16 protein-coding genes and 4 tRNA genes are annotated in these 20,563 nt (G+C 63.7%); 3 read left to right on the top strand and 17 right to left on the bottom strand.

The annotated features are described in order from the left end of the window. Nucleotides 1-13: 13 nt before the first annotated feature. The 16 genes from fusA to WJU17_RS15240 all read right to left on the bottom strand — a co-directional run bounded on the left by fusA (nt 14) and on the right by WJU17_RS15240 (nt 17,791). On the bottom strand, nt 14-2,089 hold the full coding sequence (gene fusA / locus WJU17_RS15315; protein WP_346328266.1) for an elongation factor G: 2,076 nt from the start codon (nt 2,087-2,089) through the stop codon (nt 14-16). 21 nt (nt 2,090-2,110) lie between these two features. Beyond that, a complete protein-coding gene (gene rpsG, locus WJU17_RS15310; protein WP_346328265.1) occupies nt 2,111-2,581 on the bottom strand; it encodes a 30S ribosomal protein S7 in 471 nt (156 codons plus the stop codon). Nucleotides 2,582-2,593: 12 nt separating this feature from the next. Then, the gene (gene rpsL, locus WJU17_RS15305; protein WP_346328264.1) at nt 2,594-2,965 is read right to left on the bottom strand and encodes a 30S ribosomal protein S12; all 372 of its coding nucleotides are present in this window, start codon (nt 2,963-2,965) and stop codon (nt 2,594-2,596) included. Nucleotides 2,966-3,658: 693 nt separating this feature from the next. Continuing rightward, nucleotides 3,659-4,327: a 2-hydroxychromene-2-carboxylate isomerase gene (locus tag WJU17_RS15300; protein WP_346328263.1), complete on the bottom strand. Its 669-nt coding sequence runs from the start codon at nt 4,325-4,327 to the stop codon at nt 3,659-3,661. Then, a complete protein-coding gene (gene rpoC / locus WJU17_RS15295; protein ID WP_346328262.1) occupies nt 4,296-8,498 on the bottom strand; it encodes a DNA-directed RNA polymerase subunit beta' in 4,203 nt (1,400 codons plus the stop codon). The genes WJU17_RS15300 and rpoC overlap by 32 nt, the downstream gene beginning before the upstream one ends. Before the next feature lie 84 nt (nt 8,499-8,582). Continuing rightward, complete coding sequence (gene rpoB, locus WJU17_RS15290; protein WP_346328261.1) at nt 8,583-12,677, bottom strand: DNA-directed RNA polymerase subunit beta; 4,095 nt, start codon at nt 12,675-12,677, stop codon at nt 8,583-8,585. A 120-nt stretch (nt 12,678-12,797) separates the two neighbouring features. After that, complete coding sequence (rplL, locus tag WJU17_RS15285) at nt 12,798-13,172, bottom strand: 50S ribosomal protein L7/L12 (protein WP_346328260.1); 375 nt, start codon at nt 13,170-13,172, stop codon at nt 12,798-12,800. 40 nt (nt 13,173-13,212) lie between these two features. After that, nucleotides 13,213-13,728 (bottom strand): 50S ribosomal protein L10, encoded by a 516-nt coding sequence (rplJ, locus tag WJU17_RS15280; protein ID WP_346328259.1) that lies wholly within the window; start codon nt 13,726-13,728, stop codon nt 13,213-13,215. Nucleotides 13,729-14,056: 328 nt separating this feature from the next. Next, a complete protein-coding gene (rplA, locus tag WJU17_RS15275; protein ID WP_346328258.1) occupies nt 14,057-14,752 on the bottom strand; it encodes a 50S ribosomal protein L1 in 696 nt (231 codons plus the stop codon). 4 nt (nt 14,753-14,756) lie between these two features. Beyond that, complete coding sequence (rplK, locus tag WJU17_RS15270) at nt 14,757-15,185, bottom strand: 50S ribosomal protein L11 (RefSeq protein ID WP_346328257.1); 429 nt, start codon at nt 15,183-15,185, stop codon at nt 14,757-14,759. A 117-nt stretch (nt 15,186-15,302) separates the two neighbouring features. Beyond that, nucleotides 15,303-15,833 (bottom strand): transcription termination/antitermination protein NusG, encoded by a 531-nt coding sequence (gene nusG, locus WJU17_RS15265; RefSeq protein WP_346328256.1) that lies wholly within the window; start codon nt 15,831-15,833, stop codon nt 15,303-15,305. Between the two features lie 16 nt (nt 15,834-15,849). Then, entirely contained in the window at nt 15,850-16,047 is a 198-nt protein-coding gene (gene secE / locus WJU17_RS15260; protein ID WP_346328255.1) for a preprotein translocase subunit SecE, read from the bottom strand. Between the two features lie 52 nt (nt 16,048-16,099). Further along, nucleotides 16,100-16,175, bottom strand: a tRNA-Trp gene (locus tag WJU17_RS15255). A gap of 159 nt (nt 16,176-16,334) precedes the next feature. Then, a complete protein-coding gene (gene tuf / locus WJU17_RS15250) occupies nt 16,335-17,525 on the bottom strand; it encodes an elongation factor Tu (protein ID WP_346328254.1) in 1,191 nt (396 codons plus the stop codon). Between the two features lie 56 nt (nt 17,526-17,581). Then, nucleotides 17,582-17,655, bottom strand: a tRNA-Gly gene (locus WJU17_RS15245). Nucleotides 17,656-17,705: 50 nt separating this feature from the next. Next, a tRNA-Tyr gene (locus tag WJU17_RS15240) sits at nt 17,706-17,791 on the bottom strand. A 113-nt stretch (nt 17,792-17,904) separates the two neighbouring features. On the opposite strand from WJU17_RS15240, the gene rlmB reads away from it, so the two are divergent. Then, nucleotides 17,905-18,636 carry a 23S rRNA (guanosine(2251)-2'-O)-methyltransferase RlmB gene (gene rlmB / locus WJU17_RS15235; protein WP_346328253.1) on the top strand — a complete coding sequence of 244 codons (732 nt, stop codon included), beginning with the start codon at nt 17,905-17,907 and terminating at the stop codon, nt 18,634-18,636. A gap of 40 nt (nt 18,637-18,676) precedes the next feature. Continuing rightward, nucleotides 18,677-18,751, top strand: a tRNA-Thr gene (locus WJU17_RS15230). An 8-nt stretch (nt 18,752-18,759) separates the two neighbouring features. Here WJU17_RS15230 and WJU17_RS15225 read toward each other — a convergent pair. After that, nucleotides 18,760-19,716 (bottom strand): LysR family transcriptional regulator, encoded by a 957-nt coding sequence (locus WJU17_RS15225; protein WP_346328252.1) that lies wholly within the window; start codon nt 19,714-19,716, stop codon nt 18,760-18,762. Nucleotides 19,717-19,821: 105 nt separating this feature from the next. Here WJU17_RS15225 and WJU17_RS15220 point away from each other — a divergent pair, with 105 nt between their 5' ends. Continuing rightward, complete coding sequence (locus WJU17_RS15220; protein ID WP_346328251.1) at nt 19,822-20,520, top strand: pirin family protein; 699 nt, start codon at nt 19,822-19,824, stop codon at nt 20,518-20,520. Nucleotides 20,521-20,563: the final 43 nt, after the last annotated feature.

The raw sequence follows: 20,563 nt of genomic DNA, 5'->3' as shown, positions 1-20,563 counted from the left end.
CCGCTCTATCTGCTTACGCGCGTTTCGCGACAACCTCGTCACTGACGGCCTTCGGAACGGGCGCGTAGTGCGAGAACTGCATGGTGTACTGGGCGCGGCCCTGGGTCATGGACCGCAGCGTGTTGACGTAACCGAACATGTTGGCGAGCGGCACCGACGCCTTGATGGCGTTGGCGTTGCCGCGCATGTCCGTGCCCTCGACGAGACCACGACGGCTGTTCAGGTCACCCATCACGTCGCCGACGTAATCTTCCGGGGTCACGACCTCGACGGCCATGATCGGTTCGAGAAGCTGGATGCCGGCCTTCTGGGCCGCTTCACGGAACGCGGCCCGCGACGCGATTTCGAACGCCAGGACGCTGGAGTCGACGTCATGGTAGGCGCCGTCGATCAGCTGGACCTTGTAGTCGATGACCGGGAAGCCCGCCAGCACGCCGGTCTCGGCGACGCTGTGAACACCCTTTTCGACACCCGGGATATATTCGCGAGGGACCGAGCCACCGACGATGGTGGACTCGAACACGCCGCCCGAACCCTGCTCACCCGGCTCGAGGACGATCTTCACGCGAGCGAACTGACCCGAACCGCCGGTCTGCTTCTTGTGCGTGTAATCGACTTCAGCGCGCTTGGTGATGGTTTCGCGATACGCAACCTGCGGCGCGCCCACATTGGCCTCGACCTTGAACTCGCGGCGCATGCGATCGACGATGATTTCGAGATGCAGCTCGCCCATCCCCTTGATGATGGTCTGGCCGCTTTCGTGATCGACGGACACGCGGAAGGACGGATCTTCCTGCGCCAGACGGTGCAGGGCGACGCCCATCTTTTCCTGGTCGGCCTTGGTCTTCGGCTCCACCGCCACCTCGATGACGGGTTCCGGGAATTCCATGCGCTCCAGGATCACCGGCTTCACGGGATCGCACAGCGTGTCGCCCGTGGTGGTTTCCTTCAGGCCGCAGAAGGCAACGATGTCGCCCGCGCGGGCTTCCTTGACGTCTTCGCGGTGGTTCGCGTGCATCTGCAGCATGCGGCCGACGCGCTCGCGCTTGCCCTTCACCGAGTTCAGGGTCTGGGTGCCGCTTTCAACGACGCCCGAATACACGCGAACGAAGGTCAGCGAGCCCACGAAGGGATCGTTCATGATCTTGAACGCCAGACCCGAGAAGGGCTCGCTATCGTCGGCATGGCGCTGGACGGTCTCGTCGCTGTCGGGCAGCAGGCCTTCATAGGCCGGCACGTCCAGCGGAGACGGCAGGAAATCGACCACGGCATCGAGAAGCGGCTGGACACCCTTGTTCTTGAACGCGGTGCCGTTCAACACCGGAACAAACGCGCCGGCGATGGTGCCTTTGCGGATGCAGCGCTTCAGCGTTTCTTCGTCCGGCTCGTTGCCATCGAGATAGGCCTCGAGAGCAGCTTCATCCTGTTCGACGGCCAGCTCGATCATTTCGAGACGCGCCGCCTCGGCGGCATCGGCGAGATCATCCGGAATGTCGACATAGTCGAACTCGGCGCCCAGCGACTCATCCCGCCAGATCACGGCCTTGTTCTTCACCAGATCGATCAGGCCCTTGTAGTCGCTTTCCGAACCGACCGGCAGCTGAATGACCAGCGCCGTCGCGCCCAGACGGTCGCGAATCATGCCGAGCGTCCGCTCGAAATTCGCGCCGGTGCGATCCATCTTGTTGATGAAGCACATCCGCGGCACGCCGTACTTGTCGGCCTGGCGCCACACGGTCTCGGACTGCGGCTCCACGCCGGCGACGCTGTCGAACACCGCGACCGCGCCATCGAGCACGCGCAGGCTGCGCTCGACTTCGATGGTGAAGTCCACGTGGCCGGGGGTGTCGATGATGTTCACACGGTGGTCGCGCCAGAAGCAGGTCGTCGCGGCCGAGGTGATCGTGATGCCCCGTTCCTGCTCCTGCTCCATCCAATCCATGGTGGCGGCGCCATCATGGACTTCGCCGATCTTGTGGCTGCGGCCGGTGTAGTAAAGGATTCGCTCGGTCGTGGTCGTCTTGCCGGCATCAATGTGCGCCATGATGCCGATGTTGCGATAGCGATCGAGCTGCGTAGTACGAGACATCTTGAAACAGCCTTCCTTGGCCTACCAGCGGTAATGCGAGAACGCGCGATTGGCTTCCGCCATGCGGTGCGTGTCTTCACGCTTCTTGACGGACGAGCCGCGATTGTCGCTGGCTTCCAGGAGCTCCTTGAACAGGCGCTCTTCCATCGTGTTCTCCGACCGCTTGCGCGCGGCGTCGATCAGCCAGCGAATCGCCAGGGCCTGAGCACGCTCGCTACGAACCTCGACCGGAACCTGATAGGTCGCACCACCGACGCGGCGGGAGCGAACCTCGATCTGCGGGCGAACATTGTCGAGCGCATCATGGAAGACGCGGATCGGCTCGTTCTTGCCCTGCTTCTCGATACGGGTGAAGGCGCCATAGACAATGTCTTCGGCGGCGGACTTCTTGCCGTGGAACATCAGGTTGTTGATGAACTTGGACACCACCACGTCGCCATACTTGGCGTCGGGGAGAACTTCACGTTTTTCTGCAGCGCGACGACGCGACATTGACTGCTCTCCTTACTTCGGCCGCTTCGCGCCGTACTTCGAACGACGCTGGCGACGATCCTTGACGCCCTGCGTGTCGAGCACACCGCGCAGGATGTGATAGCGGACACCGGGAAGATCCTTCACGCGGCCACCGCGGATCAGCACAACGGAGTGCTCCTGCAGGTTGTGGCCTTCGCCCGGGATGTAGCTGGTGACTTCGAAGCCGTTGGTCAGACGGACGCGGGCAACCTTACGAAGCGCCGAGTTCGGCTTCTTCGGCGTCGTCGTGTAGACACGCGTGCACACGCCGCGCTTCTGCGGACATGCTTCAAGCGCCGGAACCTTATTCCGCTTGATGGGCCGCTGGCGCGGCTTACGGATCAACTGGTTAATCGTCGGCATGACTACCCTTTAGCGTCGAGACTCAACTGCGTACGACCGAGGCCGCGTTCAACTAGCACAAAACCAACAGCACCTCGTCCATGACGGTTGCCGCTGTTCAGTTCTCGGGGTGATGGGGGAGGCTGACATCCACTACCGGGACTGTCACAGCGCAGCGTCTAGGAATTAGCCTACAGCCTGCACCCTCGAGAGGCGCGGAACATACGAGCGCCCCGCCGCCCCGTCAAGCGTTAGATAACACTTTATGGACACCTTTGGCATGCGGGCCTTATCGCCAGAAATACCAGCTTCATGCAGTGTTGCGCCGCGCCGTGTCTTTCGCGCGCGGCCGCGGAAGAGGTGTTTCCCCGGCATCCGGAAGTGTTGCGTACAATGGCATCTTGGATGGCCGCGGTACTCTATTGGCAGTAGCTCAACAGGATCAGTTCTCTTGTCACAACAGGCGATCCCTCTTCACGTGTGATCACCGGAATAGGCGCCTTTCTACACGCCGGGCCGCGAATTATCCCCGGACACGCTCTGGCGCCCACCTGCGGCTCCCACGAGCCGGCGCCTTGGCGCGCTCCCCGCGGGATCGCGGAACATCGCCCGAATCGCGTCAGCCCGGCCGGTTCACCAGGGAGGCGTGCGCCCAGGGTACCATTGCCGATTCGAGGAAGAAGCTGGGCGCCCGATGCGGGACGCTCGCCGGCTCTAGATCACGCTGGCCGGACCCGAGAGCCACGCCAGGGCGTCCTCCAGCCGATCATCTCCCCAGAAGAGCTCGCCGTCCGCGACGAAGCTCGGGGCGCCGAAAATCCCGAGCGCCATGGCCTCTTCCGTTTGCGAGCGAAGAGCCTGCTTGTTGTGATCCGACGACGCGGCGCGCATGGCCGGGACATCCGGAATGCCCAGATCACGAAGAATCGCCGCGAGCACGGCGCCATCCGAGATGTCCGCCCCATTGACGAATTGCGCGCGGTAGACCAGACGGGAGAAGTCGCCACACCAGCCAGCACTGACGCCCGTCAGCGCCAGCCTCGCCGCGAGCAGGCCGTTCTGTGGAAACGTCGCGGGTCTATTGAACGGCAGGCCGTATCGATCAGCACGGCGCGCGACGTCGCGCCACATGTAATGCCCCTTTGCCTCATAGATGCTGAACGGGGACGTGTGCCAGCCCTGAGCCGCGAAGATCGGCCCCAACAGAAAGGGCCGCCATCGAAGCTCGATGCCGGCCGTTGTCGTCAGTTCTTCTATCCGGGATACGGTGAGATACGAGTAGGTGCTGGCGAACTCGTACCAGAAATCGAGACGGGGCCGGACCTGATTACCCAGGACCGGCCCCTCGATCTTACTCAGCCGCAGGCGCCGCCGAACCGGCATCGGGGATCATCCCGGCCACTTCGGGCTGCTCGCTCCGCTGGGCATCGAGATACTCCCGATCCCGGCGATGCGCGATCTGGCGCATCCGGTTCATCATGTTGCCGGTACCGGCCGGGATCAGGCCGCCGACGATCACGTTTTCCTTCAGACCGTAAAGGTGATCGATCTTGCCGTTGACCGCCGCTTCGGTGAGGACGCGGGTGGTCTCCTGGAACGATGCCGCCGAGATGAACGAGCGGGTCTGGAGCGACGCCTTCGTGATGCCCAGCAGAACCGGCTCGGACGTCGCGGGACGACCGCCTTCCTTCTCCGCCTTGGCGTTGACCTCGTCGAACTCGGTCTTGTCGACCTGCTCGCCCTTGAGGAAGGTCGTGTCGCCCGGGTTGAGAATCTCGACCTTCTGCAGCATCTGGCGAACGATCACCTCGATGTGCTTGTCGTTGATCTTCACGCCCTGCAGTCGATAGACCTCCTGGATCTCGTTCACCAGGTAGTTGGCCAGCGCTTCGACGCCCTGCACGCGCAGGATGTCGTGCGGCACCGGATTGCCTTCCAGCACGTACTCGCCGGATTCGATGAAGTCGCCCTCGCGCACGCTGATGTGCTTGCCCTTCGGGATCAGGTACTCCACCGGCTCGCCGTCGCCGTCCTTCGGCTTGATCACGATCCGCTGCTTGTTCTTGTAATCCTTGCCGAACTCCACATAGCCCGAGTTTTCGGCGATGATGCCGTGATCCTTGGGCCGGCGGGCTTCGAACAGTTCCGCCACGCGCGGCAGACCACCCGTAATGTCGCGGGTACGCGCCGCTTCACGCGGGATACGCGCGACCACGTCACCGGCATGGAGATCGTCGCCATCATTGACGGTGAGGATCGCGTCCACCGAGAGCATGTAGCGGGCCTCAAGACCGTTCGACAGCTTCACCAGTTCGCCGGCTTCGTCGCGCAGCGTGATACGCGGACGCAGATCGACGCCCTTGGGCTGCGAACGCCAGTCGACGACGACGCGCTGCGAGATGCCGGTGGTCTCGTCCATCACTTCGCGGACCGACACGCCGTCGACCAGATCGACGTAGCGGGCGATACCGCCGCGCTCGACGATGATCGGCACGGTGTAGGGATCCCACTCAGCCAACTTGGTGCCGCGCTTGACCGCGCTGCCGTCATCGACGAGCAGATGCGAGCCGTACGGCACCTTGTAGCGGGCGCGCTGGCGGCCGCCGGCATCGGTGACGATGATCTCGCAGTTGCGGCTCATGGAGATGAGGCGCTTCTGGCTGTCTTCGACCACGTTGCGGTTCTCGAGCCGGATCGTGCCCTCGCTGGTCGCTTCCACCGACGACTGCTCGGCGAACTGCGCCGCGCCGCCGATATGGAAGGTACGCATGGTCAGCTGGGTGCCGGGCTCGCCGATCGACTGCGCCGCGATGACACCGACGGCCTCGCCGATATTCACCTTGGTGCCGCGGGCCAGATCACGGCCATAGCAGGCGCCGCAGACGCCGCCGACGGACTCGCAGGTCAGCACGGAACGGATCTTCACCACGGACACGCCGGCGCGCTCGACCTTCTCGACCGCGATTTCGTCCAGCGTCTCGCCGGCCCCGACGACAACTTCGCCGCTGACGGGATCGAGGATGTCCTCGGCCGCCGAACGGCCCAGCAGGCGATCGCCGAGCGGATCGACCACTTCACCGCCTTCGATGGCTTCGCTGATGGTCAGGCCGCGCGTGGTGCCGCAATTGCGCTCGATGATGATGCAATCCTGGGCCACGTCGACCAGACGGCGGGTCAGGTAACCCGAGTTCGCCGTCTTCAGCGCGGTGTCGGCCAGACCCTTGCGGGCGCCGTGGGTCGAGTTGAAGTACTCGAGAACGGTCAGGCCTTCCTTGAAGTTCGAGATGATCGGCGTTTCGATGATCTCGCCCGACGGCTTGGCCATCAGGCCGCGCATGCCGGCAAGCTGCTTCATCTGGGCGGGCGAGCCACGCGCGCCGGAATGAGACATCATGTAAATCGAGTTAATCGGCTTGGTGCGCTTGGTTTCCTCGTCGATCTGGATCGAGGAGATGCGCTTGATCATCTCGTCGGCGACGCGGTCGGTGCACTGGGCCCAGGCATCGATCACCTTGTTGTACTTTTCGCCCTGGGTGATGAGACCTTCGGCGTACTGCTGCTCGTATTCCTTCGCCAGCGCCCGGGTGTCGTCGACCAGCTTGGTCTTGGTTTCCGGGATGACCATGTCGTCCTTGCCGAACGAGATGCCGGCAAGCGCCGCCTGACGGAAGCCGAGGCCCATGATCGCGTCGGCGAACAGCACGGTCTCCTTCTGGCCGCAGTGGCGATAGACGATGTCGATGACTTCCGACACCTGCTTCTTGCCGAGCGTGCGGTTGATGACGTCGAATTTCACCTTCGGGTTCTTCGGCAGATGCTGCGCCAGCATCATGCGGCCCGGCGTGGATTCCACGCGCACGGTGATCGGGTTGCCTTCATCGTCCACCGTGTCGTAACGGCAGTGAATCTTGGCGTGCAGCGAGAGCACCTTGGCGTCCAGCGCCTGGCGGATTTCGCCGATATTGGCGAAGATCATGCCTTCGCCCGGCTCGTTGTCGTACTGCAGGGTCATGTAGTAGAGACCCAGCACGATGTCCTGGCTCGGCACGATGATCGGCTTGCCGTTGGCCGGGCTGAGGATGTTGTTGGTCGACATCATCAGCGCGCGCGCTTCCAGCTGGGCTTCCAGCGAGAGCGGCACGTGAACGGCCATCTGGTCGCCGTCGAAGTCCGCGTTGAACGCCGAGCAGACGAGCGGATGCAACTGGATCGCCTTGCCTTCGATCAGCACCGGCTCGAACGCCTGGATGCCGAGGCGGTGAAGCGTGGGCGCGCGGTTCAGCATGACCGGGTGCTCGCGGATGACCTCGTCCAGGATGTCCCAGACTTCGGGACGCTGGTTCTCGACCATCTTCTTGGCCTGCTTGATCGTCGTCGACAGACCCTTTTGATCCAGCCGCGAATAGATGAACGGCTTGAACAGCTCGAGCGCCATCTTCTTGGGCAGGCCGCACTGGTGCAGCTTCAGTTCCGGACCCACGACGATGACCGAACGGCCGGAGTAATCGACGCGCTTGCCGAGCAGGTTCTGACGGAAGCGGCCCTGCTTGCCCTTCAGCATGTCGGACAGCGACTTCAGCGGGCGCTTGTTCGCGCCGGTGATGGTCCGGCCGCGACGGCCATTGTCGAACAGCGCGTCCACCGATTCCTGCAGCATGCGCTTTTCATTGCGCACGATGATGTCCGGCGCGCGCAACTCGATCAGCCGCTTCAGGCGGTTGTTACGGTTGATGACGCGGCGGTACAGATCGTTCAGATCCGACGTGGCGAACCGGCCGCCATCGAGCGGCACCAGCGGGCGCAGTTCCGGCGGAATGACCGGCACGACCGTCAGGATCATCCATTCCGGGCGATTGCCGGATTCCATGAACGCCTCGACGACCTTCAGCCGCTTGATCAGCTTTTTCGGCTTCAGTTCCGACTTGGTCTCGGCCAGTTCCTGACGGATTTCCTCGCGGATCATCGCCAGGTCCAGGCTCTCCAGCATGTTGCGGATCGCCTCGGCACCGATACCGGCGGTGAACGCGTCATCGCCATAGGTGTCCTGGGCGTCGTGATACTCTTCCTCGTTGAGGAGCTGGCCCTTCTTCAGCGCAGACAGACCGGGCTCGATCACCACATAGGATTCGAAGTACAGGATGCGCTCGAGATCCTTCAGGGTCATGTCGAGCAGCAGGCCGATGCGGGACGGCAGGCTCTTGAGGAACCAGATGTGCGCGACGGGCGCGGCCAGTTCGATGTGGCCCATGCGCTCGCGCCGGACCTTCGACAGGGTCACTTCCACGCCGCACTTTTCGCAGACGATGCCGCGATACTTCATGCGCTTGTACTTGCCGCACAGGCACTCGTAATCCTTGATCGGACCGAAGATGCGCGCGCAGAACAGGCCGTCGCGTTCGGGCTTGAACGTCCGGTAGTTGATCGTCTCGGGCTTCTTGATCTCACCGAAGGACCAGGACCGGATGCGCTCCGGCGACGCGATCGAAATCTTGATCGCGTTGAAGTTCTGGGCCTTGCTCTGCGGACTGAAGAGGTTGATGACCTCTTGGTTCATGCTTCTGCTCCTCGACTGGACCCGGAACGGGTCCTGCTCGGTAAGATATGTTCGCGACCTAGTGTACCACTTGTGTCAAGTGGTTCAGTCTTCGACGGTGACCAGCTCGACATTGAGCGCCAGGGACCGCATTTCCTTCACAAGCACGTTGAAGGATTCCGGGATACCCGCTTCGAAAGTGTCGTCACCCTTGACGATCGCCTCGTAGACACCCGTACGGCCGGCCACGTCGTCCGACTTCACCGTCAGCATTTCCTGCAGCGTGTAGGCGGCGCCATACGCCTGTAGCGCCCACACCTCCATCTCGCCGAAGCGCTGACCGCCGAACTGGGCCTTGCCGCCCAGCGGCTGCTGGGTCACGAGGCTGTAGGGGCCGATGGAACGGGCGTGGATCTTGTCGTCCACCAGATGGTGCAGCTTCAGCATGTAGATGTAGCCGACGGTGACCTTGCGGTCGAAGGACTCGCCGGTACGGCCGTCATACAGCGTGACCTGGCCCGAGCCATCGAGGCCGGCCGCGACCAGCGCGTCGACGATGTCGGCTTCCTTGGCGCCGTCGAACACCGGGGTGGCCAACGGAATGCCCTTGCTCAGGTTCTTGGCGAGTTCGTGGATCTGGGCATCGTCCAGATCGCGGATCACCTCGTCATACTGCTTGTCGCCATAGAGTTCATGCAGCCGCTTGCGCAGGTTCTCGGTGGATCCGGCACGCTGGACGTCTTCCAGCAGCTGCGCGACCTGACGGCCGAGGCCGGCGGACGCCCACCCCAGATGGGTCTCGAGAATCTGCCCCACGTTCATGCGCGACGGCACGCCGAGCGGGTTCAGCACGATGTCGGCCACCGTGCCGTCCGCCAGGAACGGCATGTCTTCCATCTTCGAAATCCGCGAGATGACACCCTTGTTGCCGTGACGGCCGGCCATCTTGTCGCCCGGCTGCAGCTTGCGCTTCACCGCCACGAACACCTTGACCATCTTCATCACGCCGGGGAGCAGCTCGTCGCCGCGCTGCAGCTTCTCGACCTTCTCCTCGAAACGCTTCTGCAGGCGGTCCTTGGCGTCGTCGAAATGCTTGCGCAGCGATTCGATGTCGGCCTGGCGGCCCTCATCCTTCACCGCCACATGCCACCACTGGCCCTTGCTCAACTCCTGCAGCAGGTCCTTGGTGACGTCGGCGCCGGCGCGGAAGCCCTTCGGGCCCTTGGCCACCTGCTGACCGAGCAGCAGATCCTCGAGACGCGAGAAGGAGCTGCGCTCCAGGATCGCCAGCTCGTCGTCGCGATCCTTGGCGAGCCGTTCGATTTCCTCGCGTTCGATGGTGCGGGCGCGTTCGTCCTTGTCGACGCCGTGCCGATTGAACACGCGAACCTCGACGATGGTCCCGGAATCGCCCGGCGGCACGCGCAGCGACGTGTCGCGCACGTCGGAGGCCTTTTCACCGAAGATGGCGCGCAGCAGCTTTTCTTCCGGCGTCATCGGCGACTCGCCCTTCGGCGTCACCTTGCCGACCAGGATGTCGCCCGCCTTCACTTCGGCGCCGATGTAGACGATACCGGCCTCGTCGAGATGGCTGAGGCTTTCCTCGCCCACGTTCGGAATGTCGCGGGTGATTTCTTCCGGACCCAGCTTGGTGTCGCGGGCCATGACTTCATATTCCTCGATGTGGATCGAGGTGAAGACGTCGTCGCTGACCATCCGCTCGGAGATCAGGATCGAATCTTCGAAGTTGTAGCCGTTCCAGGGCATGAACGCGACGAGCACGTTCCGGCCCAGGGCCAGTTCGCCCAGATCGGTCGACGGACCGTCGCCGATGATGTCGCCCTTCTTCACCAGATCGCCCACGCGCACCAGCGGACGCTGGGTGATGCAGGTGTTCTGGTTCGACCGCTGGAACTTCACCAGATTGTAGATGTCGACGCCCGAGGAGCCCGGATCCACTTCCGAGGTGGCGCGCACCACGATACGGGTCGAATCGACCTGATCGACGATGCCATCGCGCTTGGCGACCACGGTCACGCCGGAATCGCGGGCCACGACCTCTTCCATGCCGGTGCCGACCAGCGGCGCCTCGGCACGGACCAGCGGCACCGCCTGACGCTGCATGTTCGAGCCCATCAGCGCGCGGTTCGCGTCATCGTTCTCGAGGAACGGAATGAGCGCGGCGGCGACCGAGACGAGCTGCTTGGGCGACACGTCCATGGCCGTGATCTGGTCCGGCGCGGCCATCACGAACTCGCCTGCCTCGCGGCACGAGACGAGATCGCTGGTGAAGCGGCCGTTTTCGTCCAGTTCGGCGTTCGCCTGGGCGATGGTGAACTTGCCCTCTTCCATGGCCGACAGGTAGACGACCTCGTCGGTGACGCGGCCGTCGACGATCTTCCGGTAGGGCGATTCGATGAAGCCGTACTTGTTGACCCGCGCGAAAGTCGCGAGCGAGTTGATCAGACCGATGTTCGGGCCTTCCGGCGTTTCGATCGGGCAGATACGGCCATAATGGGTCGGATGCACGTCGCGCACCTCGAAGCCGGCGCGCTCGCGGGTCAGGCCGCCCGGCCCAAGCGCCGAGAGACGGCGCTTGTGGGTGACTTCGGACAGCGGGTTGGTCTGATCCATGAACTGGCTGAGCTGGCTCGAGCCGAAGAACTCGCGCACGGCGGCGGCGGCCGGCTTGGCGTTGATCAGGTCGTGCGGCATGACCGTGTCGATCTCAACCGAGCTCATGCGCTCCTTGATCGCCCGTTCCATGCGCAGCAGGCCGATGCGGTACTGATTTTCCATCAGTTCGCCGACCGAGCGCACGCGCCGGTTGCCCAGGTGATCGATGTCGTCGATCTCGCCCTTGCCGTCCTTCAGCTCGACCAGGGTCTTGATGACGGCGAGCACGTCGTCCTTGCGCAGCGTGCGCACGGTGTCCTCGACCTCGAGGCCCAGGCGCATGTTCATCTTCACGCGGCCGACCGACGACAGGTCATAGCGTTCCGGATCGAAGAACAGACCATCGAACAGCGCTTCGGCGGTTTCCTTGGTCGGCGGCTCGCCCGGGCGCATGACGCGGTAGATCTCGACCAGCGCGTGTTCGGCGCCTTCGACCTTGTCGGCGAGCATGGTGTTGCGGATATGCGCGCCCACATTGATGTGGTCGATGTCGAGCGTCGGCACGTCCTCGATGCCCACGTCCTCGAAGGTGGCGATATGCGCCTCGGTGATCTCCTCGCCGGCTTCCAGGTAGATCTGGCCGGTCTGCTCGTTCACCAGATCGCGGGCCAGGTAGCGGCCGACCAGATCCTTGGCGGGCACGAGCACCTCGGTGAGGCCCTGCTTCTCGAGCTGGCGCGCGGCGCGCGGCGTCAGCTTCTCGTCGGCCTCGAGGATAACCTCGCCCGTGTCGGCGTTGGCGATCGGATAGGGCAGCTTGGCGCCGCGCATGGTCTTGGCGTCGAAGGGGCGCTTCCAGCCGTCCTTGGCGCGGCTGTAGGTGACCAGCTTGTAGAAATATTCCAGGATGTCCTCGCTGGACATGCCCAGGGCATAGAGCAGCGTGGTGACCGGCAGCTTGCGGCGGCGGTCGATGCGGGCATGGACGATGTCCTTGGCGTCGAATTCGAAATCGAGCCACGAACCGCGATACGGGATCACCCGCGCGGCGAAAAGGAACTTGCCCGAGGAATGGGTCTTGCCGCGGTCGTGATCGAAGAACACGCCCGGCGAGCGGTGCATCTGCGACACGATGACGCGTTCGGTGCCGTTGATGACGAACGTGCCGTTGGAGGTCATCAGGGGCATGTCGCCCATGTAGACTTCCTGTTCCTTGATATCGAGCACGGACTTGGCGCCGGTATCCTCGTCGACTTCGAAGACGATGAGGCGCAGGGTCGCCTTGAGCGGCGCCGCGAACGTCATGTCGCGCTGCTGGCACTCCTCGACGTCGTATTTCGGCTGCTCGAACTCATAGCGAACGAACTCCAGCGACGCGGTCTCGCCGAAGTCGGAAATCGGGAAGACCGACTTGAACACGCCCTGCAGGCCGGAATCGTCGCGCTGATCCGGCGCCGTATCCTTCTGCAGGAACTGATCGTAGGAGTTTTTCTGCACCTCGATCAGATTCGGCATCGAGGCGACTTCCCTGATGTTGCCGTAGAACTTGCGGACCCGCTTACGCCCGGTGAACGAGTTTGCCATCCTTGATCCTTCTCTGACCGCTCTGTGTCGCTGCCCGTGAAAATAACAGGCGATTGATCGCTAAAATAACCAAAACGGACAGGCTCTCCAGGTGGAGAGCCTGTCCAATTCACACGTGAATTACTTCACGTCGACCGTGGCGCCAGCTTCTTCAAGCTTCTTCTTGATGTCAGCGGCTTCGGCCTTGTTCACGCCTTCCTTAACGGGCTTGGGCGCGCCTTCGACCAGGTCCTTGGCTTCCTTCAGACCAAGGCCCGTGATCGCACGGACTTCCTTGATCACGTTGATCTTCTTCTCGCCAGCGGCGGTCAGGATCACGTCGAAGGTGTCCTTTTCTTCAACCGCTTCGGCCGGAGCGGCACCGCCAGCGGCGGCAACGGCAACCGGAGCGGCGGCCGAAACGCCCCACTTCTCTTCGAGAAGCTTGGACAGTTCGGCGGCTTCGATGACGGTCAGGTTCGAAAGGTCGTCTACCAGTTTCTGCAAGTCAGCCATTTTATATCTCCTAGATTAAGGCCATATCGGTAAGCACCGATCAGGCGGCCTCGCTTTTCCCATAGGCAGCAAAGACGCGCGCAAGCTGTCCGGCGGGTGCCTGAAGCACGCCCGCCACACGGGTTGCCGGCGTCTGAATCATGCCGACAAGCTTGCCGCGAAGTTCGTCCAGCGACGGCAGCGATGCGAGGGCCTTGACGCCGTCCGCATTCAGTTCCGTCTCGCCCATCACGCCGCCAAGAACGATCAGCTTCTCGTTCTTCTTGGCGAATTCCACCGATACCTTGGCCGCGGCCACGGGGTCGTCCGAATAGGCAATTGCCGTCGGCCCGGTGAACAGATGAGCGATGGACTCACACTTGGTGCCCTCGAGAGCAAGCTTGGTCAGCCTGTTCTTCGTGACACGGAAATGAGCACCGACATCGCGCATTTGCACACGCAAGGCTGTCATTTCGGCAACAGTGAGACCCGAGTAGTGAGACACCACCACGAGACCCGTCTGCTCGAAGACACCCTTGAGTTCGGTGACCAGTTCCGCCTTTTGGGCTCGGTCCACTTTCACTCTCCAGTGTAAGCGCGGATTGGCTTGTGCCGCTCCGCAAACCCACATTAAGGTCCAGATATCGACATCCGATGTCTGGACCCGGTTCCCCTGTCCCAGGGCCGTGAACCTGCCGCTCGCCGCGAGGCCTCCTTGCCAGGAGAGGTCCGGCGTGGCCGGACCGAAAGCTTCAAGTCTCGATTCCCCGTCTGTGCAGGCCGGTGCATCCGATTAAGCCATTCTCATGGCGCCTACGGTCTTGGACAGGCGGACGGCACGATCGCCGTCCTGTTTCCGGACGCCGAAGCGTCCGGAACATCTCGTTCGGCCTTCCGGCCCGCGCTTAGGCGGTCAGGCTGGCCACGTCAACCTTCAGCCCCGGACCCATGGTCGAGGTGAGGGAGACCTTCTTTACATAGGTGCCCTTGGCGCCCGTCGGCTTCGCCTTGACCACCGCATCCGCGAACGCGCGGATGTTCTGGGCCAGGGCCTCGTCCGAGAAGCTCGCCTTGCCGACGCCGCTGTGCACGATACCGGCCTTCTCGGCGCGGAACTCGACCTGACCGCCCTTGGCTGCCTTGACGGCGGCGGCGACGTCCGGGGTCACGGTGCCCAGCTTCGGGTTCGGCATCAGGCCGCGCGGGCCCAGCACCTTGCCGAGACGGCCGACGAGGGCCATCATGTCGGGGGTCGCGATGACGCGATCGAAATTCATGTTGCCGGCCTGAACCTGTTCGGCCAGGTCCTCGGCGCCCACGACGTCCGCGCCGGCGGCACGGGCTTCATCGGCCTTCTTGTCCTTGGCGAACACGGCGACGCGCAGGGTCTTGCCGGTGCCGTTCGGCAGCAGCACGACGCCGCGGACCATCTGGTCGGCATGGCGCGGATCGACGCCCAGGTTCATGGCGACCTCGATGGTCTCGTCGAACTTGGACTTGGCGTGCTGCTTCAGCAGCGCGACGGCCTCGTCGATCGAGTAGCTCTTGTTGCTGTCGACGGCCTTGCGGGCGTCCTTCTGACGCTTGGTCAACTTTGCCATCGGACTACTCCCTGACCTCGATGCCCATGGAACGGGCAGAGCCTTCGATCATCTTCATCGCGGCGTCCACGTCGTTCGCGTTCAGATTCTTCATCTTCGATTCCGCGATGGTGCGGATGTCGTCGCGCGTCACGAAGCCGGCGGTCGACTTGCCCGGGGTCTTGGAGCCCGAGTTGATCTTGGCTGCCTGCTTCAGGAAGTGGGACGCGGGCGGCGTCTTGGTGATGTAGGTGAAGCTGCGGTCGGCGTACACCGTGATCACGACGGGGATCGGGGTCCCCTTTTCGATCTCCTGCGTGGCCGCGTTGAAGGCCTTGCAGAACTCCATGATGTTCACGCCGCGCTGACCCAGCGCCGGGCCGATCGGCGGCGACGGAGTCGCGCTGCCGGCCTTGACCTGCAGATTGATATAGCCGGTAATCTTCTTCGCCATGGAACTCCCGTCCTTTCGTTACGAGCGGACCGCCATATCAGGGCGGTCCAGGGATGCGCGGTCCGGTCATGGCAAACCTCCCGCACCACGGACGCGCAAGGCGTCCGCACATCGACGTCAGGTCTTTTCGACCTGGCCGTATTCCAGTTCGACCGGGGTCGCGCGGCCGAAGATCGACACCGACACCTTCAGGCGGGCGCGCTCCTCGTCGACGTCTTCCACCAGGCCGTTGAACGAGGTGAACGGACCGTCGGTCACGCGCACCTGCTCGCCGATCTCGAAGCTGATCGACGGCTTCGGCCGGTCGATGCCTTCCTGAACCTGGTTCAGGATGCGGCTCGCCTCGGCGTCCGTGATCGGCATGGGCTTGTTGCCCGAACCCAGGAAACCCGACACTTTCTGGATGTTCTTCACCAGATGGTAGGTTTCGTCGGTCATCTCCATCTTCGCCAGCACGTAGCCGGGGAAGAACTTGCGCTCGGCATTGACCTTCTGGCCACGACGAACCTCGACCACTTCTTCCATGGGCACGAGCACCTCTTCGAACAGGTCAGCCATGCCCTGCAGGGCGGCCTGCTCCTTGATGGACTCGGCGACCTTCTTCTCGAAGTTCGAATAGGTCTGGATGATGTACCACCTGGAAGTCATATCGGTCCCGTTTCAATCAGCCGCGGCCGGGGAGGAGAAGCTTGACGAGCTGAGCAAAGCCCATGTCCACCAGCAGGAAGAACACGGACGCGAGCGCGACCATGATGAACACCATCAGCGTGGTCACCAGAGTCTCCTTGCGCGAAGGCGTGACCACCTTCGAGACTTCCTGGCGGACCTGCCGCATGAACTGAACTGGTGTCGTCCGCGCCATTGTGCCTCAGCGTACCGTTTCTGCGTCGTCGTCCGGCGATCAGATCATAGGGTGGCAGGAGTGGAGGGGCTCGAACCCCCAGCCCCCGGTTTTGGAGACCGGTGCTCTACCAATTGAGCTACACTCCTAGGAGCATCCTATGTGTCTTGAATCGCTTGCCGCCTGCGCTGCCCATAAAGCACCCGGGGACGGCTTTTGCCGCCCCCGGTGCCGCATGATTTGTTTCGAGCCGCACGTTCTATTGTGAAGCAGGCTCGATTGTCAACCGTGAGCTTCCCGTAAAAATCCTACTTCAGGATTTTCGCGACGACGCCGGCGCCGACGGTACGACCGCCTTCACGGATGGCGAAGCGGAGGCCTTCATCCATGGCGATCGGCACGATGAGCTCGACTTCCATGGTGATGTTGTCGCCCGGCATGACCATCTCGGTGCCTTCCGGCAGCTTCACCATGCCCGTCACGTCGGTCGTGCGGAAGTAGAACTGCGGACGGTAGTTGGAGAAGAACGGCGTGTGACGGCCGCCCTCTTCCTTGGTCAGGATGTAGGCTTCGGCCTGGAACTGGGTGTGCGGCGTGATCGAGCCCGGCTTGGCCAGAACCTGGCCGCGCTCCACGTCGTTACGGTCCACGCCGCGCAGCAGCGCGCCGATGTTGTCGCCCGCCTGGCCCTGGTCCAGCAGCTTGCGGAACATCTCGACGCCGGTGCACACCGTCTTGCGGGTGTCCTTCATGCCGACGATCTCGACTTCCTCGCCCACCTTCACGATGCCGCGCTCGACGCGGCCGGTCACGACGGTGCCGCGGCCCGAGATCGAGAACACGTCTTCGATCGGCATCAGGAACGGCAGGTCGATCGGGCGGTGCGGCTGCGGGATGTACTCGTCGACCGCCGCCATCAGCTTCAGGATCGCGTCATGGCCGATCTCGCGGTTGCTGTCTTCCAGCGCCGCCAGAGCCGAGCCCGGGATGATCGGAATGTCGTCGCCCGGGAAATCGTAGGACGACAGCAGCTCGCGCACTTCCAGCTCGACCAGTTCCAGCAGTTCCGGATCGTCGACCTGGTCCACCTTGTTCAGGAACACCACGATCGCCGGAACGCCGACCTGACGGGCCAGCAGGATGTGCTCGCGCGTCTGCGGCATCGGGCCGTCGGCCGCCGACACCACCAGGATCGCGCCGTCCATCTGCGCCGCGCCCGTGATCATGTTCTTCACGTAATCCGCGTGGCCGGGGCAATCGACGTGCGCGTAGTGGCGGTTCGTCGTCTCGTACTCGACGTGCGCCGTCGAAATCGTAATGCCGCGCGCCTTCTCTTCAGGTGCCTTGTCGATCTGGTCGTACGCCTGGAACGTCGCGCCGCCCGTCTCCGCAAGAACCTTCGTGATCGCCGCCGTCAGCGACGTCTTGCCGTGGTCAACGTGACCAATGGTCCCGACGTTGCAATGCGGCTTGTTCCGCTCAAACTTTCCCTTCGACATGGGCTCGACCTCTGTTCATGCGCCGGCTGGGCGCGATTGACCTGACCTACCTGCAATGGAGCGGGTGATGGGAATCGAACCCACGTAGCCAGCTTGGAAGGCTGGAGCTCTACCATTGAGCTACACCCGCACAGCCGCCGGATGGCGACGCCTCGATTCGTGCCGGTCTTTCGGGGGCTTTGGTGGAGGGAGTAGGATTTGAACCTACGTAGGATTACTCCGGCAGATTTACAGTCTGCTGCCATTGACCGCTCGGCCATCCCTCCATAACGGGTCAGCCCCGAAAGACGGTGCGGGGAACTATGGGAATTTGCCCTATCCTGTCAACAGCAAATGGGGTTAAACCGCTTTTCCTGACGAAAGGTTCACAGAGCACCCCATGAACAGCGACAAGCGCCCCGGACAGAACGAGGAGGCCTACTGGCTCTACGGCATGCACCCGGTGCGGGCCGCCCTGGCCAACCCGCGCCGCAGGATCCGGCGGTTGCTGGCCACGCGCAATGCCGCGCAGACCCTCGGCGAGACCACGATCGAGGCCGAAATCGTCGAGCGCCGCGCCATCGACAGACTGGTGCCGGCCGATGCGGTGCATCAGGGCGTCGCCCTGCTCGTCGACCCGCTGGAAGACCTCCGGCTCGATTCCCTGCTTCGTGACGACGCGACGCGCGTGGTCCTGGTGTTGGACCAGGTCACCGATCCGCACAATGTGGGGGCGATTCTCCGTTCGGCCGCCGCCTTCGGCGCCAGCGCGGTGATCACGACCTGGCGTCATTCGCCGCCGGAGACCGCGGTGCTGGTCAAGGCCGCCGCCGGGGCGTTCGAGGTGCTGCCCTATATCCGGATCCAGAATCTGGCCGGCCTCCTGGAGAAACTGCACGAGCACGACTTCCTGAGCATCGGTCTCGACGCCGAAGGCCCCGCGCTGATGCGCGACGTGCCCCATGACGGCCGCGCCGCGCTGGTGCTGGGCGCCGAGGGCAAGGGCCTGCGGCACCTGACGCGCGAGCTGTGCGGCACCCTGGCCCGGCTGCCGATCTCGCCGCGAGTCGAGAGCCTGAACGTCTCCAACGCCGCCGCCGTCGCCCTCTACGAACTGATGCGCGACGCGTGACAACCGGCCGAATTTGACGTATCCGAAGGCGGCGTTCGCGGCCGGATTAGCTCAGCGGTAGAGCAACCGCCTTGTAAGCGGTAGGTCGTCGGTTCAAGTCCGACATCCGGCACCATTCCTTCATCATCCCGACACGCGGCCGCTCGCCGCCTCCGTCCCCGCGTCGCCGCCATGGGCCCAGGGCGCGTGGGCGAATCGGGCCGAGAGGAAATCGATCAACGCGGTGACTCGCGCCGGCCGCAATGTTCCTGGCGGCGTGACCACGTGCAGCGCGATGGAGGTGGTCTGCCAGCCGGGCAAGGCCTCGACCAGCCGGCCGTCGCGCAACTCGCGCCAGATCAGGAACTCGGGCTGCAGCGCCACCCCGGTGCCGGCCAGCAGCGCCGGGACGACCACGTCGCCATTGTTGGTCAGCAACTGGCCGGAGACCTTCACGGTCACGTCGCCGTGCAGCGGATGCTGGAACTGCCAGAGGCTGGGCGAGGCGATATGCGAATAGAGGATCGCCCGGTGCGATTCGAGCTCGCGTGGATGGGCGGGCCAGCCATGGCGCTCGAAATAGGCGGGCGAGCCCACCAGCGGCCGGCGCACCGCGCACAGGCGCCGCGCCCGCAGCGACGAATCGGCCAGCGCGCCGATGCGCAGCGCCACGTCGACCCCCTGCCCGACCAGATCGATGGCGTAGTCGCTGAGATGCAGGTCGACGGTCACTTCCGGATAAAGCGCCAGGAATTCCGGCAACAGATCGCCCAGATGCTCGATCCCGAACGACATGGGCGCCGCCAGCTTCACCGTGCCGCGCGGCACGGCGGCGGTCTCGGTGATCTCCTGCTCAACGGCCTCGCCCTCCGCGAGGATTCGCGACGCCCGCTCCAGCGCGGCCCGGCCGCCATCGGTCAGCGCCAGCTTGCGCGACGTCCGGTGCAGCAGCGGCGCGCCCAGCCTGAGCTCGAGCCGGGTCACCGCCTTCGAAACCGTCGCCTTGGACAATCCCAGATCGCTGGCGGCGGCCGAGAACGATCCCATGTCGGCCACCTTGGCGAAGATGGCCCAGGCTTCGAAGTCCGGCAATCTGGTCATGCTGTTTCCTGAAACAATGAGTTTCGATCATGCCTGTTTAAGCAACGACAAAAACACCTATCTTGGTCTCATGCAAGCCGCGATGCGGCCAGAAGGAGACAGACCATGATCGAACTTCGTCCATTCAAGACCCTCGGCGGCGCCAACCATGGCTGGCTGAACGCCAAGCATCACTTCTCGTTCGCCAGCTATCATGACGACGCCCGCATCCACTGGGGCAATCTGCGTGTCTGGAACGACGACACCATCGCGGCCGACAGCGGCTTTCCGCCGCACCCTCACGCCGACATGGAAATCGTCACCTATGTCCGCAAGGGCGCCATTACCCACAAGGACAACCTCGGCAACGAGGGCCGGACCGAAGCGGGCGACGTCCAGGTCATGTCGGCGGGCACGGGAATCGCCCACTCGGAATACAACCGGGAAAGCGACGAGACCCAGATCTTCCAGATCTGGATCATCCCGACCAGCCGGGGCGAAGCGCCGTCCTGGGGCGCCAAACCCTTCCCCAAGGGTGACCGGTCGGGCCGCTTCGTGGCTCTGGCCAGCGGCTTCGAGGACGACACCGACGCCCTGCCGATCCGCACCGACGCCCGCGTCCTCGGCGCGACCCTGAAGGCGGGCGAGACGGCCGAATACGCTCTGGGCGGCGCCCGTTACGGCTATCTGGTGCCCTCAACCGGCGCGGTCGAGGTCAACGGCGTCAGGGTCGGCGCTCGGGACGGCGCGGCGATCCATGAGGTGGACGTGCTCCGCGTCACCGCCATCGAGGACGCGGAAGTGGTGCTGGTCGACAGCGCCTGACCGCCTGAACGGAAGAAGCCCTCGCGGAACGCCGCCGCGAGGG

The organism is Iodidimonas sp. SYSU 1G8, from assembly GCF_039655775.1.
In the GTDB taxonomy this organism is placed as follows: domain Bacteria; phylum Pseudomonadota; class Alphaproteobacteria; order SMXS01; family SMXS01; genus RI-34.
This window is presented reverse-complemented; position numbering and strand designations above follow the sequence as displayed.

Coding starts and splice junctions, on each gene's coding strand:
- fusA (WP_346328266.1), bottom strand. CDS start 2,089: ATGTCTCGTACTACGCAGCTCGATCGCTATCGCAACATCGGCATCATG.
- rpsG (WP_346328265.1), bottom strand. CDS start 2,581: ATGTCGCGTCGTCGCGCTGCAGAAAAACGTGAAGTTCTCCCCGACGCC.
- rpsL (WP_346328264.1), bottom strand. CDS start 2,965: ATGCCGACGATTAACCAGTTGATCCGTAAGCCGCGCCAGCGGCCCATC.
- WJU17_RS15300 (WP_346328263.1), bottom strand. CDS start 4,327: ATGCCGGTTCGGCGGCGCCTGCGGCTGAGTAAGATCGAGGGGCCGGTC.
- rpoC (WP_346328262.1), bottom strand. CDS start 8,498: ATGAACCAAGAGGTCATCAACCTCTTCAGTCCGCAGAGCAAGGCCCAG.
- rpoB (WP_346328261.1), bottom strand. CDS start 12,677: ATGGCAAACTCGTTCACCGGGCGTAAGCGGGTCCGCAAGTTCTACGGC.
- rplL (WP_346328260.1), bottom strand. CDS start 13,172: ATGGCTGACTTGCAGAAACTGGTAGACGACCTTTCGAACCTGACCGTC.
- rplA (WP_346328258.1), bottom strand. CDS start 14,752: ATGGCAAAGTTGACCAAGCGTCAGAAGGACGCCCGCAAGGCCGTCGAC.
- rplK (WP_346328257.1), bottom strand. CDS start 15,185: ATGGCGAAGAAGATTACCGGCTATATCAATCTGCAGGTCAAGGCCGGC.
- nusG (WP_346328256.1), bottom strand. CDS start 15,833: ATGACTTCCAGGTGGTACATCATCCAGACCTATTCGAACTTCGAGAAG.
- secE (WP_346328255.1), bottom strand. CDS start 16,047: ATGGCGCGGACGACACCAGTTCAGTTCATGCGGCAGGTCCGCCAGGAA.
- tuf (WP_346328254.1), bottom strand. CDS start 17,525: ATGTCGAAGGGAAAGTTTGAGCGGAACAAGCCGCATTGCAACGTCGGG.
- rlmB (WP_346328253.1), top strand. CDS start 17,905: ATGAACAGCGACAAGCGCCCCGGACAGAACGAGGAGGCCTACTGGCTC.
- WJU17_RS15225 (WP_346328252.1), bottom strand. CDS start 19,716: ATGACCAGATTGCCGGACTTCGAAGCCTGGGCCATCTTCGCCAAGGTG.
- WJU17_RS15220 (WP_346328251.1), top strand. CDS start 19,822: ATGATCGAACTTCGTCCATTCAAGACCCTCGGCGGCGCCAACCATGGC.